Origin of the sequence: Paraburkholderia terricola (assembly GCF_003330825.1) — a bacterium.
Lineage (GTDB): Bacteria > Pseudomonadota > Gammaproteobacteria > Burkholderiales > Burkholderiaceae > Paraburkholderia > Paraburkholderia terricola.
In genome coordinates this window covers 1839031-1854099 of the sequence record NZ_CP024941.1, presented here as the reverse complement: position 1 = coordinate 1854099, position 15069 = coordinate 1839031, and the positions used below count along the sequence as shown (strand labels likewise).

The 15069-nt window shown below is 65.6% G+C and carries 14 protein-coding genes and 1 tRNA gene; 11 read left to right on the top strand and 4 right to left on the bottom strand.

Annotated elements, in window-relative coordinates; genetic code table 11:
- The first annotated feature begins 91 nt into the window (after positions 1-91).
- Positions 92-1678 (top strand): NAD(P)H-hydrate dehydratase, encoded by a 1587-nt coding sequence (locus CUJ90_RS08385; RefSeq protein WP_114162404.1) that lies wholly within the window; start codon positions 92-94, stop codon positions 1676-1678.
- A 295-nt stretch (positions 1679-1973) separates the two neighbouring features.
- Positions 1974-3596: a glucose-6-phosphate isomerase gene (gene pgi, locus CUJ90_RS08380; RefSeq protein WP_114162403.1), complete on the top strand. Its 1623-nt coding sequence runs from the start codon at positions 1974-1976 to the stop codon at positions 3594-3596.
- A 186-nt stretch (positions 3597-3782) separates the two neighbouring features.
- On the opposite strand, the gene CUJ90_RS08375 is transcribed toward pgi, so the two are convergent.
- A complete protein-coding gene (locus CUJ90_RS08375; RefSeq protein ID WP_073426680.1) occupies positions 3783-4469 on the bottom strand; it encodes an ABC transporter ATP-binding protein in 687 nt (228 codons plus the stop codon).
- On the opposite strand from CUJ90_RS08375, the gene CUJ90_RS08370 reads away from it, so the two are divergent.
- Both CUJ90_RS08370 and CUJ90_RS08365 read left to right on the top strand, forming a co-directional pair.
- The gene (locus CUJ90_RS08370) at positions 4468-5157 is read left to right on the top strand and encodes an arylesterase (protein WP_073426681.1); all 690 of its coding nucleotides are present in this window, start codon (positions 4468-4470) and stop codon (positions 5155-5157) included. The two genes, CUJ90_RS08375 and CUJ90_RS08370, sit on opposite strands and share 2 nt — an antisense overlap.
- A 118-nt stretch (positions 5158-5275) precedes the next feature.
- Positions 5276-5617: a hypothetical protein gene (locus CUJ90_RS08365; RefSeq protein ID WP_073426682.1), complete on the top strand. Its 342-nt coding sequence runs from the start codon at positions 5276-5278 to the stop codon at positions 5615-5617.
- A gap of 111 nt (positions 5618-5728) precedes the next feature.
- On the opposite strand, the gene CUJ90_RS08360 is transcribed toward CUJ90_RS08365, so the two are convergent.
- A complete protein-coding gene (locus CUJ90_RS08360) occupies positions 5729-7666 on the bottom strand; it encodes a SurA N-terminal domain-containing protein (protein ID WP_114162402.1) in 1938 nt (645 codons plus the stop codon).
- Positions 7667-7749: 83 nt separating this feature from the next.
- Positions 7750-7826 (bottom strand) — tRNA-Asp (locus CUJ90_RS08355).
- Positions 7827-8421: 595 nt separating this feature from the next.
- Here CUJ90_RS08355 and CUJ90_RS08350 point away from each other — a divergent pair.
- Positions 8422-9414 (top strand): hypothetical protein, encoded by a 993-nt coding sequence (locus tag CUJ90_RS08350; RefSeq protein ID WP_416448105.1) that lies wholly within the window; start codon positions 8422-8424, stop codon positions 9412-9414.
- 2 nt (positions 9415-9416) lie between these two features.
- Positions 9417-10220 (top strand): bestrophin-like domain, encoded by an 804-nt coding sequence (locus tag CUJ90_RS08345; RefSeq protein ID WP_114162401.1) that lies wholly within the window; start codon positions 9417-9419, stop codon positions 10218-10220.
- A 141-nt stretch (positions 10221-10361) separates the two neighbouring features.
- Here the strand turns inward: CUJ90_RS08345 and CUJ90_RS08340 are convergent, their stop codons facing one another.
- Positions 10362-11039: a LuxR C-terminal-related transcriptional regulator gene (locus CUJ90_RS08340; RefSeq protein WP_083083683.1), complete on the bottom strand. Its 678-nt coding sequence runs from the start codon at positions 11037-11039 to the stop codon at positions 10362-10364.
- A gap of 276 nt (positions 11040-11315) precedes the next feature.
- Here CUJ90_RS08340 and CUJ90_RS08335 point away from each other — a divergent pair, with 276 nt between their 5' ends.
- From CUJ90_RS08335 to CUJ90_RS08315, 5 genes are all read left to right on the top strand, one after another.
- Complete coding sequence (locus CUJ90_RS08335; protein WP_083083682.1) at positions 11316-11993, top strand: DUF2589 domain-containing protein; 678 nt, start codon at positions 11316-11318, stop codon at positions 11991-11993.
- A gap of 31 nt (positions 11994-12024) precedes the next feature.
- Positions 12025-12729, top strand: a complete 705-nt coding sequence (locus tag CUJ90_RS08330; protein ID WP_114162400.1) for a DUF2589 domain-containing protein — start codon at positions 12025-12027, stop codon at positions 12727-12729.
- A complete protein-coding gene (locus CUJ90_RS08325; protein WP_114162399.1) occupies positions 12722-13168 on the top strand; it encodes a lysozyme in 447 nt (148 codons plus the stop codon). Before CUJ90_RS08330 ends, CUJ90_RS08325 begins: the two co-directional genes overlap by 8 nt.
- Before the next feature lie 22 nt (positions 13169-13190).
- A complete protein-coding gene (locus tag CUJ90_RS08320; RefSeq protein ID WP_114162398.1) occupies positions 13191-13673 on the top strand; it encodes a hypothetical protein in 483 nt (160 codons plus the stop codon).
- Positions 13674-13958: 285 nt separating this feature from the next.
- Positions 13959-15017, top strand: a complete 1059-nt coding sequence (locus CUJ90_RS08315; RefSeq protein ID WP_114163483.1) for an extracellular catalytic domain type 2 short-chain-length polyhydroxyalkanoate depolymerase — start codon at positions 13959-13961, stop codon at positions 15015-15017.
- Positions 15018-15069 lie beyond the last annotated feature (52 nt).

Below are 15069 nucleotides of genomic sequence, written 5' to 3'. Positions count from 1 at the left end.
CAACCCCATCACGCATCGGCACCCCATAGGCACTACCATAGTGATTCCCACAGCCTCCTCACCTCGCAACAGGTGCCCGCCCGCCTCCGCCATGACAGAAGCCGACCTCGCGCCGCCCACGCTCACCAGTCCGCACAACCGGGCGCTTCCTCTCCTCACGCTGACCGATCTGCGGATCGCCGAGGCCCAGGCGTCGGCGTCCCTGCCGCCTCATACGCTGATGTCGCGCGCGGGCAAATCCGCCGCGAGCTTTCTGAAGGAGCAGATCACCCGCGACACGTCGATCGGCAAATCGAAGCAGAAGGTCTGGCTCGTCGCGGGGCCGGGCAACAACGGCGGCGACGCCCTCGTTCTCGCGACCGAGCTGCACCAGGCCGGCATCGCCGTCGATCTGTGCATGCCGGTCGAGGTCAAGCCGGCCGACGCCCGCTGGGCGCTCGACACGGCCCGCGCCGCGGGCGTGCCGATCAGCGCGGCGCCGCCCGCCTCGCTCGACAGCTACACCTGGCTCGTGGACGGCATGTTCGGCATCGGCCTCACGCGTGAACTCGAAGGCGTGTTCGCGAGCCTCGCGCGGCAACTCTCGCAACGCGCGAAGGCCAGGCCGAGAAGAGGCGGCGTGCTCGCGCTCGACGTGCCGAGCGGCCTCGACAGCGACACCGGTACGATCGTCGGCAATGGCGACGGCGCCGCGGTCCACGCCACGCACACCATCACGTTCATCGGCGCGAAACCCGGCCTCTTCACCGCGCAAGGGCGCGACCTCGCCGGCGCGGTGACCGTGGCGCCGATCGGCGTCGATTGCAGCGCCCGCACGGCCGTGCAATTGAACGCGCCGGAACTCTTCGCCGCCTTTCTGCCGCCGCGCGACTTCGCGACCAACAAGGGCAGCTTCGGCAGCCTCGCGGTGGTCGGCGGCGACACCGGCATGTGCGGCGCGCCGATCCTCGCCGCGCGCGCGGCGCTCTACACCGGCGCGGGCAAGGTGCACGTCGCCATCCTGGGCGAAGGCGCGCCGCCCTACGATCCGCCGCATCCCGAACTGATGCTGCATGCCGTCGACGCGCTGCCGCTCGACAAGATGGACGCGCTCGCCGTCGGTTGCGGCATGGGGCACGGCGAGCGCGCCACGCGCGTCATGCACGACGTGCTGCCGCTCGACGTGCCCAAGCTGTTCGATGCCGACGCGCTGAATCTGCTTGCCAAAGCCCCCTCGCTCGCCGCCGAACTCACCGCGCGCGGCGTGCAAGGCGATCCGTGCATCCTCACGCCGCATCCGCTCGAAGCCGCGCGCCTGCTCGGCACCGACGCGCCGGGCGTGCAGCGCGACCGCCTCGCCGCGGCGCGCGCGCTGGCCGCGCGCTTCGCCAGCGTCGTCGTGCTGAAGGGCAGCGGCACCGTGATCGCGGCGCCGGACGGCCGCCTCACGATCAATCCCACCGGCAACGCGGCGCTGGCGACGGGCGGCACCGGCGACGTGCTGGGCGGCATCATCGGGGCGCTGCTCGCGCAGCATCTGCCGCGCTACGAAGCGGCCCTCGCGGGCGTCTATCTGCACGGCCTCGCCGCCGATACGCTGAGCGCGCAAGGCCACGGCCCGGCCGGTTTGACGGCGGGCGAACTGGCGCCGATGGTGCGGACCTTGCTGAACCGGCTGTTCTATCCGGCTACGAGCTGACCACGTCGATCCCGTCGCTTGCGCGGCCCGGCCAAACCGCTGCCGCCCCGCTGCCACCCCGCTGCCACCTGTCACGCAACGCCGTTATACTGACCGACTGCGCCGCGGGTTGGGTCCTTCGCGGGTTGCGGCGAAACTTCAACGGGCGGCTTCATCGCGAGGCTGCCGGCCCGAAGTTTCAGCGCAAGCCGCGGCGAACCGGCCGCGCGGCATCGCTCTAACAGCATCGTTGCATCATCCTCGGCAGCGCTTCACGCGCACGCCTTTCTTCGTGCCCCTTCGTTAGACGGACGCTATGACGCAGAACTCGCTCCCCTCCTGGTCCTCGCTGCAAACGCATTACGAAAGCATTCGCGATGCGCACCTGCGCGACTGGTTCGCCCCCGAGAACGACCCCGCCCCCACTCGCGCCGAGCGCTTCGCGTTCGCGGGCGGCGGTCTCGCAGCCGATTTCTCGAAGAACCGCATCACCGACGAAACCCTGAACCTACTCGTGCAGCTCGCGCGCGAAGCGGGCGTCGAGAAGCGCCGCGACGCGATGTTCGCGGGTGAAGTCGTCAATCCCACCGAAGGCCGCGCCGCGCTGCACACGGCCTTGCGCGCCAGCGACCCGAACGCGCCGTTCCACGCGCAGGTACAGGCCGAGCGCGCGAAGATGGCCGCGTTCGCCGACCAGGTGCGCAGCGGCGCATGGACCGGCTATACCGGCAAGCGGATCCGCTACGTGGTGAACATCGGCATCGGCGGCTCGGACCTCGGGCCGAAGATGGTCGTGCACGCGCTGCAGCATCTGGCCACGCCCGACATCACCACGCACTTCGTATCGAACGTCGACGGCGCGGATCTCTACAACGTGATGCAGAAGATCGATCCCGAGGAAACGCTCGCGATCATCGTCTCCAAGACGTTCACCACGCTCGAAACCATGACCAACGCGCGCTCGCTGCGCGACTGGTTCGTCCAGAAGGGTTGCCCGGAAAATGCGCTGGCGAAGCACTTCGTCGGCGTGTCGACCAATCCCGCGGAAGTGGTCAAGTTCGGCATCGCGAAAGAAAACGTGTTCGAGATGTGGGACTGGGTCGGCGGCCGTTATTCGCTGTGGTCGGCGGTGGGTTTGTCGATCATGATCGCGGTCGGCCCGCAACAGTTCGGCGAACTGCTCGCCGGCGCTAATGAAATGGACCAGCATTTCCGCGACGCGCCGCTCGAAAAAAACCTGCCGGTGCTGCTCGGCATGCTCGGCATCTGGTATCGCAACTTCTTCGGCTCGCAAAGCTATCTGGTCGCGCCGTATTCGGAAGCGCTGCATTACCTGCCCTCGTATCTGCAACAGCTCGAAATGGAGAGCAACGGCAAGTCGGCGCGTCTCGATGGCGCAACCGTCGACTATCCGACCTCCGCGGTGACGTGGGGCGAGCCCGGCACGAACGGCCAGCATGCGTTCTTCCAGATGCTGCATCAAGGCCCGACGATCGTGCCGATCGACTTCATCGCGGTGCTGACGCCGGAGCATCCGCTCGCGAGCCATCATCCGAAGCTGCTGGCGAACTGCTTCGCGCAAAGCGAAGCATTGATGCTCGGCCGCACGCTCGAGGAAGCGACAAAGGTGGCCGGCGCCGATCAACCGGAACTCGCGCCGCACCTGGTGTTTCCGGGCAACCGGCCGACCAGCACGCTGCTCGTCGAGGCGCTCACCGCGCGTTCGCTCGGCGCGTTGATCGCGTTGTATGAACATAAGGTGCTGGTGCAGGCGTCGGTCTGGAACATCAATCCGTTCGATCAATGGGGCGTCGAGTTGGGCAAGATTCTCGGCAAGGTGGTCGAGGCCGATCTGACCGCGGCAAGCGTCGATGAGAAGAAGCACGACTCGTCGACTTCGGCGTTGATCGCGCGGGCGCGCGCCGCGTTGAAGCGGTGACATCGAAGCAATGAGCGCGGGCGGCGCGCTTGCGTGGCGCCGCCGATGCGTGCGGCTTGTTCGATTGCGCGTTGCCGCGGTCGAGCAAGCCGGAATGACAAAGCGGGCCTTCGCGGCCCGCTTTTTTTGCGCTTTGCTCGCTTTGCTGTATCGAACGTTTTAGATCTTCAACGACGCGCCGCCCTGTCAGGCGAGCCGCCCCGCCTCGATCGTCACCGTGGTATCGCAGCGGCGCGCCAGTTCGACGTCGTGCGTGACGAGAATCAGCGTGGCGCCGTTCGCGCGGTTCATCTCGAACATCAGGTCGATCACCGCATGGCCGGTGGCCGCGTCGAGACTGCCGGTGGGCTCGTCCGCGAACAGGATCGCCGGATGCGTGACGAACGCGCGCGCCAGCGCGACGCGTTGCTGTTCGCCGCCCGAGAGCAGCTTCGGATAATGGCCGGTGCGCTGCCCGAGCCCGACCTGCTCCAGCAAGCCGCGCGCACGCGCCGCGGCCTCGCGCGTGCTGATGCCGCCTTGCAGTTCGAGCGGCAAGGTGACGTTTTCGAGCGCGGTCAAATGCGGCATCAATTGAAACGACTGGAAGACGAAACCGACCGAGCCGCTGCGCAACGCCGCGCGCTGGTCTTCGTTCAATTCGGCGAGCTCGCGCCCGAGCAGCCGAACCGAGCCCGAGCTTGCGCTGTCCAATCCTGCGAGCAAGCCGAGCAGCGTAGACTTGCCCGACCCGGATGCACCGACGATCGCCACACTGCTGCCGGCATCGATAGCAAGATCGATGTTGTCGAGAATCGTCAGTTCGCCTGTTGCATCCTTAACCTTCTTGCACAAACCCCGCACTTCAATGACTGGATCAGTTTTGTTTAGCATGGTGAAGCGTAGGTTGAAAGTGCGCGCCATAGCGCTGACTACGGCATTCGGCTCGGCCGTCATGGCCGCCGCCCTGTGTTCGCTGCCCTTCGCGGCTCATGGCGCCAACACGCCCGAGCCCGCCAGGCCGGTGATCGTCGTACTCGGCGACAGCATCTCCGCCGAATACGGCTTGCCCCGCGACACCGGCTGGGTCGCGTTGATGCGCAAACGCCTGAGCGAGGAGCGAATCGATTATAGCGTCGCCAATGCAAGCATCAGCGGCGACACCACCAGCGGCGGCAGGGCCCGCTTGCCGGCGCTCATGCAGCGCCTGAAGCCGAGCATCGTGATCGTCGAACTCGGCGCGAACGACGCCTTGCGCGGCGTACCGCTCGCCACCACCGAAGACAACCTGCGCACGATCATCGAGCAGGCTCAACAAGGTCACGCGAAGGTCGTGCTGGTCGGCATGTATGTGCCGCCCAATTACGGCCCCGACTACACGCAGAAGTTCCACGGCCTCTACGGGCAGTTATCGAAACAGCTTCGGGTGCCGCTCGTGCCGTTCATGCTCGCGGGCATCGCCGACAAGCCCGAGATGTTCCAGGCGGATCAACTGCATCCCACCGTGCAGGCACAACCAGTGCTACTCGATAACGTGTGGCCCGCCGTCAAGCCACTCCTTCGCACAAGTTCGCCGCACTGAACAGTCCGCTAACAACTTGTTTCCAGAACTTCGGGAACATGGATCGGTAAGGTCTATCTGACACCTTCAACTCCATGTAACCCGGCTCGTTTTTTGAGCGAATTCCTGAGGAGATAACGTGAAATACTTACCGTTAATCGCTTTGACCGTGGCAATTTCCGCCTGCGCCGCTCAACCGCCGGCGGGCGTCCAGTCAGTGGGCCAAAGCCAGCAGGCACCGAAGGCCGTCGCCACCTGCATCGCGCAGAAATGGGCTGACGGCTCGCAACAGCAGGTCGTGTCGCAAGACACGCTCGCCAACGATCAAGCCGTCGACGTCTATGTTCCCGGTCAACAGCCGCCGAATGGCGCAGCCGCGGTGGTGCGTCCTTCGTATTCCGGCAAGGGTTCGTGGGTCGGCTTCCGCGCGAGTGGCGCGGCGGGCAGCGATGCCACCAGCGCGATCAGCGCCTGCCTGTAACGCATCGCGCGTCGAGGCGTTTGAAGCAAACCGTTTGATGAGCTTTCATGCTCGGCAAAAAGAAAGCCCCGCATTTGCGGGGCTTTTCTTATTTCACGCGTTGCGGCCGGCTCATTCGCTGCTCGCCTGCGCGTTGCCGCTCTCCAGCGAACCGTAGAACTTCACCTTCGAGCGCGCGCGCAACGCTTCCAGATAAGCCTCTGCTTCAGACTGCGCGTCGACTTGCGCGATCTGCTGCTGTGCGGCGGCGAGGCGTTGCGGATCGATCGGTGCGCCCGCGACGACCGAGTTCACGCGATAGATCGCATAACCGTCGTCGCCGAGATCGACGCCCACGTAGGCCGGCAACTTTTGCGCATCCGCCTTGTAGATTGCACTCAATGCGACCGGCGGCATGCCCTGCGCGTCATTGCGCGAAACCTTCAGCGGCGACGAGAAGCCCGTGGTGGCCTTCGACTTTTCGAACTCGGCGAGCTTCGCGATGCCCTCCTTGTGAGCGGCCTCGTTCGATTGAGCCGCGATCACCTTCTGACGCACGGTGTCCTTGACCGCGTCGAGCGCGGGCACGGCTGCGGCCTTGTAGTCGGTGACGCGCGCCGCGATCAGCGTGTTGCCGCCGACGTCGATGGCCTGCGTGTTGTTGCGCGCGGTCACCGCGTCGTTCGCGAACACCGCGGCGAGAAACTTCGCGTTGTTCAGCGGACTGTCAGGCGGCAGCTTCGGGTTCGGCTGCGGCGTGACGGTGGCCGTCTGCAATGGCAGCTTGTATTTGTCCGCGGCCGGTTGCAGGCTCTTCGCTTTTTCATAGACGATCGACGTGAAGCCTTCCGAGTCGTCGCTGAACGCCTTGGCCGCCTGCTGCGTCTTCACCTCTTTCGCGATCTGCTCTTTCACTTCGTCGAACGGCTTCGTGACGGCCGGCTTCACGTCCGTCGCCTTGACGATGTGATAGCCGAAGTCGGTCTGCACGATGCCGCTGACTTCGTCTTTCTTCAGCGCGAACACGGCGTCGTCGAATGCCTGGCCGCCCGCGATCATGCCGCGGCTGAAGTAACCCAGGTCGCCGCCCTTCGAGGCCGAACCCGGATCCTGCGAATCCTGCTGCGCGATCTGCGCGAATTGATCCGGGTGCGCCTTGATCTGCGCGAGCAACGCCTCGGCTTTCTGTTTCGCCTTGGCCTTGTCGGCCGCGCTCGCATCCTTCGGCGCGGCGATCAGGATGTGGCTCGCGCGCACCTGGCCTTCCGTGCGGTAATGCGCGATGTTGTCCTCGTAGTACTTCTTCAGATCGGCGTCGCTCGGCTGCACCGAGGCCGCGAGATTTGCCGGCGACATCACGAGGTACTGGATCGTGGCGGTGGCCGGCGTGGCGAAGTCGTTGCGATGCGCGTCGTAATAGGCTTGCAGTTGCGCGTCGGTGGGCTGCACCTTCGCCGCGTAGTCGCGCGGATGGAACGCGATGCCCTGCACTTCGCGCTGCTGTTCGGCGAGTTCGGTCAGATGCTGCGCGAGGGTTTTCGACGTGAAGGCGCTGCTCTGGATGCTGGCCGGCAACTGCTGCGTGGAGATGTCGTAGCGCACGCGTTCGTCGTACTGGTCGGGCGTCATGCCCTGCATGGCGAGCAACTGCTTGTAACGGTCCACGTCGATCGTGCCGTCGGGTTTCTTCAGCGACGAGATCACCGGATCGTTGAGCAATACGCGGCGCACGGCGTCGTCGGACGCGGTGAGGTGCAGGCGCTGCGTTTCGTCGACCAGCACGCGCTGCTCGATCAGGCCGTCGAGCATCTGACTGCGGCGCTCCGGCGTATCGAACGACTTCATGTCGAACTGCGCGCCGAGCATCTGCCGCGCGCGGTCGAGTTGCTGACGCATCGCGCTGTCGTATTCCGCGCGCGTGATCTTGTGACCGTTGACGCTCGCAACGTTTGCACTTTCGTCAAAAAAGCCGCGGAAGCCTTGAATGCCCACAAAACCCAACCCCGGCACAATGACGAGGATGAGCATGAACATCATCAGGCGTTTGTGATTGCGGAAAAAATCGAGCATGCGTGAGTGCCAAAAACAGAACGCCCGATATTACAACAGCGGGCAATAAAAAAGGCGAACCGGAGTTCGCCTTTCGAGGATACTGGCGGAGTGGACGGGACTCGAACCCGCGACCCCCGGCGTGACAGGCCGGTATTCTAACCGACTGAACTACCACTCCTGATACTGCTCTACAAGAGCCCGTGATTTTGCCTCATCTGTCGGCACACCGCAACAGAAATCTGCCGAGCGGCCGACGCGAGCAAGCACCCAGGCACGCCCCGCATATATGACATTCACGCGCCCGCTGCCCTGTGAATCGAAGCCGGCCGGCACATGACGCGCGCCCGGCCCGCTCGCGAAATCGAACGCGATCTCGTTGTGCAGCGCGGCAGTCGCGCCCTATGAGGACGGATCGATCAGCACGAAAAGCGGCACACGTGTCGCGCGAAACGCTGCATCACGCATGCTTCGCCCCGCTCCCTCTTTATATAAGTAGTTGGCCCAACGCCCTTCATGGGCGCTTCGTCATGCCTTCGTCCATGACTTCTGCCCGATTGTCCGCGATCCGTTAGCCACGCAAAGTGGTCGCTGCCGTTGAGCGCATCTCGCGCACGACGCCACCCGACACCGGACAGGTCATTCGAATGGACATCTATCGCTTTGCGAAGCGTCTTCGCTTTCATGACGCATCGCGCGCCTCACGGCGTCACGCATCAGCCGATGGCGCATCGCCCGGCGCGCTGCTCGCGCAACTGCGCGACGAATGCGAGGCGATGGCGCGTTATGCGTTGCACCACGGCCTGCCGGTCGCGCCCGAAACGATTGCGCTGTTGAGCGCGCTGATCGACGGCATGCCGTCCGATACGCGACCGGCTGTCTTGTCGGGCGCTTCATCGTCCACGGCACCGTCCAACGAAACCGCGAATGCCACACCGCGTCACTCCACCTCGGCACAACACGCGCTCGCGTCGATCCATCGCAAACTCGCGGCGCTGATCGCGCCCGCCACGCCGCAAGCCGTCACGTTGCTGGATGAACAGCATCGCCTCGCCCGCCCGCTCCCGTGGCTCGGTCCGGTTCCGTTGATCCGTCTGCTGACCGTCGCGGCGATTTCGTTTCTGATCGCCGTCATCGCAACCGGACTCTCGCCCGAGGTGTCCGCGGACAACGTCGAGCGCGGCTTTCTCGATTCGCACGGCACGCAGTTGCTGTGGAACGCGCTCTTTCTGCTGTTCTGCGCGGGACTCGGCGCGTCGTTCGCCACGCTGTTTCAGGCGCATCGCTATATCGCGGCGTCGACCTACGACCCGAAGTACGACGCGTCTTACGGCGCGCGGCTGATCCTCGGCGTGATCGCGGGGCTGATTCTGGTCGAGCTGCTGCCGCCGCGGCTCTTCGATCAGGGCGGCATGCACAGCTTCGGCAAACCCGCGCTCGCGATGCTCGGCGGTTTCTCGGCGACCGCCGTGCATCGGCTGCTGCAACGCCTCGTCGATACGCTCGACACGCTCGTGCGCGGCGATCGTTCCGCCGATGTCGACGCCGCGCTGCACACGCGCCGCGCGCAAGCCGCCAGCGAACGCACGCAATGGCAGAGCGAACTCGCCGCCAGTCTGCTCGATCTGCAGCAGTCGTTCGACAAGCCCGATTCCGCCGACACCGCTCGCCGGCGCCTTGCCGAACTCACGCGCGCGATGCTCGCCGGCGATCCGTTCAGCCCTTCATTCAGCCCCTCCTCCACGACATTCTCAAACGACACGGAGTAACCATGCTCTTCCTCTACAACCTGCCGGCCGCCGTGATGGGCATGCTGGTCGTCGGCGCCACGCTCGTTGCGGCGCTCGCCGGCTACCTGCTGTTTCGCCGCTGCTTTCCGATCCGGCTCGACGCCGAGCAGCGCGGCATGACGGTCGCGATGATGTCCGCGGTCACCACCATCAACTCGCTGCTGGTCGCGTTCGCCGCCGTCACCGTATGGGGCACCTACGATGCGGCGGCCGGCACGGTCGCCGCCGAAGCCGCATGCGCGACCGAACTGGCGCGCGATCTCGCGTCGTTCGGCAAGCCCGACGCGCGAGCGGCGCGGCGCGAACTCATCGTCTACATGGAGCACGTCGTGCGCGATGAATGGCCGCAAATGCAGCAGCACGCCCGCGCGGATGCCGCCACCGAAGCCGCGTTCAGCCGCATGTTCGCGACCACCAACCGCATCACGCCGACGGGCGACCGCGAACGGGCGCTGCTCACCGAAGTGCTCGCCCGCGTGAATGAAATGACCAAGCTCCGCGAGCATCGCCTGCAAGCGCTCGACGTCGCGATGCCCGCGACGCTATGGGGTGTGATGCTGATCGCGAGCGCGCTCTCGCTCGTGCTGCTGTACGTGTTGCCGGCGACGCGCTTTCACTTCGGCCTCGTCACCATCTGGGCGACCACGCTCGGGCTCGCGTTCTTTTTCGTCCTGGCCGTGGACCGGCCGTTCGCCGGCGAGGTCAGCGTGAGTCCCGCGCCGTTGCGGCATGCGATCGAAACGCTTGCCGCCGAGGACGAGGGGCGTCCGGGCGCGCCGGCCTGAGCGCGACGCCGCCGCCGAGGGCGGCGCGCTTCACGCCGATAGGGTGCCGATACAGCCGACGCGCCGCCGCCCGATCGAGTCCCCTTCCGCCGCGCGCGCATGCGTGCGGTCATTCATCCGGGCCGCGAACGGGCGCGGCTTTTATTCATGTACCGCGCATACCGTCGCTTGCAGGTACGCGCTTTCCGGCGTGATATGACGCGACAGCCACAGCGCGGCCTCGGTGCGGTTGCTCACGCCGATCTGCCGGAATAGCGCATACAGGTGGTTCTTGATGGTTCCCTCGGCGACGTTCAGCACGCGGCAGATCTGCTTGTTCGACTTGCCTTCGGCGAGCAGCCGCAACACCTGGCGCTGCCGCGGCGTGAGGCGCTCGAACGCGCGGTCGCCCGAAGGCGATTCCCCGGACGCGACGCCGGCGGCGAGACCATAACTCGGCGGCACGTAAATCGCGCCCGAGGCGACGCGGCATAGCGCATCGGCGAACTCGTCGGCGCTCGCATGACGCTCGACGATGCCCGCGGCGCCCGCCATCAGCGCGTCGGCAATCGCCTGGCGGTACACCGTGCGCACGACGAACAGCCACGGCACCGTGCCGAGCGTGTCCTGCAGCAGCTTCGGCCAGCCCATGCGCGCCGCCCGCTCGTCCCATTCGAGCGTCACCGCGCCGACCGTGCCCGGCGGGAATTCCTCACGGATGCGGTAAATGTCGTCAGCGCACTGAGCCGACCACACCTGGCAAGTGCTATCGCGCCGCCATAAGACATCGGCCACTCCCGCCACGAACAACGGCGGACTATCGATCATTAGAACGTTCATTTTGCGCGGTTCCCCTCGGTAGCGAGACGCTCGGGTTCACGTTATTCGCGTCTCTTCGGCTCGCTTTTACCGCTCTTTTCAAAACGACGCACTAGGTCCGTTGATCCGTGACAAACGTTCTAATGCAAAAGGCACATTAATTCTTTACGATTTTCCATGACCGTCACCCCTGTCTACATCCATGACGGCCGGCCTCTCCAAATGGGCCTTCAGATTATGTAACTTGAATAAAGGCAGTGTATTCGCACTGCCCGGTTTTCACCACTGGAGGTTTGTATGGATGCTAATTTCATCGGTTCCGTCATTAACGCGTTGCCAATGGACCAAATGATCGCAGGCCCATTGAAAGCAATGATTACCGCGCAAACCCAGGCGGCAAAAAGTTACGCCGACTTTCTGATGCAGGTTTGCATTCAGGACGGCAAGGCGGTGGCCGTCCAGTTCGACTACGACGAAACCCTCGTCGACGAAAGCGGCGTATCGAAAGGCGTGGTGCAGAAGACCATGCGCATTCCGCTGCTGGCCGCGATCGTCCATCCGATCATCGCGATCGAGGAAGGCACGATCGACTTCGAACTGGAAATCACGCAGTCGGAGAAGTCGTCGTCGTCGACCGAAGCGGGCGGCGAGTTGCAGGTCAAGCTCGGCTGGGGACCGGTCAGCGTGAGCATGTCGGGCCGCGTGTCGCACAAGGCCGAGCAGACCCGCAGCACCGATACGCGCGCCAAGTACTCGATCCACACGCAGGTCAAGCGGCAGCCGCCGCCCGAGGCGCTGATGCGCGTCATCGACTTTCTGACGGATGCGGCCACCAAGCCGGTCGTGACGGAGGACAAGTCGAAGGACGTGAAGGCGCTGCCCGCGACGCCGACCGACGGCAAGCTGATCGGCGAGACGGCGGCCGGCGGCGCGACGCAGGCGGCGGGCGGCCAGCCGCAGCCCGCTCATCAGTAAGCGCGACGGCCACTGACGGCGGACGGACATCATGTTCAATTTTTTCAGGCGCGGCGCGCAACGTTCGCCGGCCCATCCCCCTTCGCATGACGACGCCGCGAACGCGGTTCCGGCCGATGCCGTCGACGGCGAGGCCGCCGCCGCGCACGACGACGGCGGCGCGCCGCCCGGCGCTCCCCCACCCGGCGACACCCCGCCGCCGCCCAACGCCAACCCACCCCCGCCGCGCGGCCTCGCGCTCGACGAAATCACCCGCGGCATGCAGCACGCCGCGGCCGCCGCGAACCAGTTGCTCGCGCATCAGTACACCGCCGTGCTCGATCAGTTCTTCGATCAGGACGAGGACGGTTTGCTGTCGCCGCGCGTCGTCGAACTCGCGCTCGACGCGGAGCACACCATGCCGGTGCCGCTCGTCGCGCTCGCCACGCCGCGCGGACTCGCGCTCGACAGGATGGTCGTGCATCTGACCGTGCGCGCCGACTTCACCGAAGCGCTGCCCGCGGGCGGACTGGCCGGCGGCGATCAACGCGGGCGCTTCTTCGTCACGCTCGCTCCGCCATCGGCGCGCAAGGATGCCGAGGGCCGGCAGGCGCAACGCGACACCCAGCACATCGACATCGAAATGCAGTTCACGGCGCTCGCGCCGCCCGAGGCGATCATGCGCGTGATCGACGAGTACACCCATCGACTCGTGCCGCGCAAACGTCACGACGAACCGGAGAAACCTCATGACTGACCAACCCACGCGCACCGGCGCGCAAGGCATCGACCTGATCAAACACTTCGAGGGCCTGCGCCTTCAGCGCTATCTCGACGCGGTCGGCAAGCCGACCATCGGCTATGGACATCTGATCCTGCCGCACGAGCATTTCGATCGCCCGCTCAGCGAAGCGCAAGCGCAAGCGCTGCTCAGGCGCGACCTGCGCGGCGCCGAATTGCAACTGTGCAAGCTGGTGCGCGTGCCCATCACGCAGCAGCAGTTCGACGCGCTGATGTCGTTCGTCTTCAACCTCGGCGCGGGACGGCTGCGTTCGTCGACCCTGTTGCGCTATCTGAACGCCGGCTCGCCCGCTCATGCCGCCGATCAATTCCTCGTGTGGAACAAGGCGGGCGGCAAGCCGCTTGCCGGACTCACGCGCCGCCGCCAGGCCGAACGCAAGCTGTTTCTCTCGTAGCGCATTCAAAGGGGTCTTTCCGATGATCTCGAACCATCGTGCCGCAGCCGGCATCGTCACGGCCGCCATCGCGGTTTGCCTCGCGGGCTTCGCGAGTTTTGCTCACGCGCAGCAGCCGCCGCCGCTCACCTGCGACGCCGAAGCCGCGCGCATCAACCAGGCGTTGCAGCTCGCGCATCAGCCGGCGCTGTGCGCGAGGTGTGCCGAGCGGCTCGCGCAAACGCTCGACAGTCTCTACACCCGCGGCGTCCTGCCGAACTTCTATACGTCGGCCGACCACGCCGACTGGGACGACCCGCAGCGCCGCCCCGCGATGATGAGCGGCCGGAGCCTCGCGCGACTACCCGACGGCACGGACCTCGCCGCGGACATCGACAGCGGCTTCGGGCCGCGCGGCATCCACCGTTTGCGCTACACGCAGGCGAACCGCCCCATCGCCGTCACGACGGTGGACCGCGGCGTGTCGATACCGGTGTCGTTCTGCACACGCGAGGCCGCGCACTGACCGCAAGCAGCGCGGCCCATTGCGTGCGCTATCGGTTCATGGGCCATCCGTTCTATGTCGCATACCGGCCTTCCGCCCCATTCATGCCGATGCGCGGCCCACGTACTCTGCAAGCGTAGTGAGATTCACGCAACGCAAGCCCTACCCGGCCGAAACGCGAACAGAAACGCGAACACCCATGCGCTCGCCGTGCATCCGGCGAACACCAGAACCTACAGGAGCAACGGTATGAATGCGGCAGCCGTCATCGATGAATCGTTATTCAGAACTTTCAGGCAACGCGGCATGCGTCAGCGCCTCGCTCTGCGTTCGCGGCTCGGCGCACTCGTGCTGGCCGCGACGCTCACGAGCGCGAACGCCGCGGACCTCGCCGCGCTGCCCGCGCTCGGCGCGAATCTGCAACAGACGTCCGTCTCCGGGCTATCGTCGGGCGCCTTCATGGCCGCGCAATTCGACGTGGCGTGGTCGAGCCGCCTGGTCGGCGCGGGGATCGTCGCCGGGGGCGCCTTCGATTGCGCCGGTGAGTCCGACTTCATCGCGCCCGCCGTGGCGGCCGTGACGTTGTGCATGCAGCCGGCCGGCGCCGCGCCGTCGGCGGAAGGCGCATGGCGCGCCGCGCAGCGTTACGCCAAGGCAAAACAGATCGACGACCCGGCCAACCTGCGCGAGCAGCGCTTCTACCTGTTCAGCGGCGCGAAGGACACGGTGGTCGCCACGCGCGTGGTCGATCAGGCCGAACGCTTCTATGAACTGGCTCAGGTGCCGAAGCCGAACATCCAGTATCAGCGCCACCCCGAAGCGGGCCACGCGTTGATCACGAACAATCCCGAAGACTCGCCGTGCAGCGCGAATCAAGGCCCTTACATCAACAACTGCGGCTTCGAGCAAGCGCACGAGATTCTGCGCTGGATTTACGCACGGCCGAATGCGCCGTTGAACGCGCCCGCCGCCCAGGCCGGCGGCCAGTTGCAGAGCTTCGACCAGCGCGCGTTCGATCCCGAGCGCCGCGCGTCATTGGCCGATCTCGCCTACGTCTATGTACCGGCCGATTGCCAACGCGTCGCGTGCGGCGTGCACGTCGCGTTTCACGGCTGCGTGCAAAACGCCGCCGCGGTCGGTCAACGCTTCGTGCGCGGCGCCGGCTACAACGAAATCGCCGATACGAACCGCCTGATCGTGCTCTATCCGCAAACCGAAAAATCGGCGGTCAATCCGCTCGGCTGCTGGGATTTCTGGGGCTACACGAGTCCCGATCCGATCCATCCCAACTTCTATTCCCGCGAGGCGCCGCAAATGGCCGCGGTAATGAAGATGATCGAGCGCCTCGGCGGCGCGCGTCAGTGAACAGCGTCCTTGCTTGCTCGCACTCGCTCTGAACTCAACCCGAACTCAACCC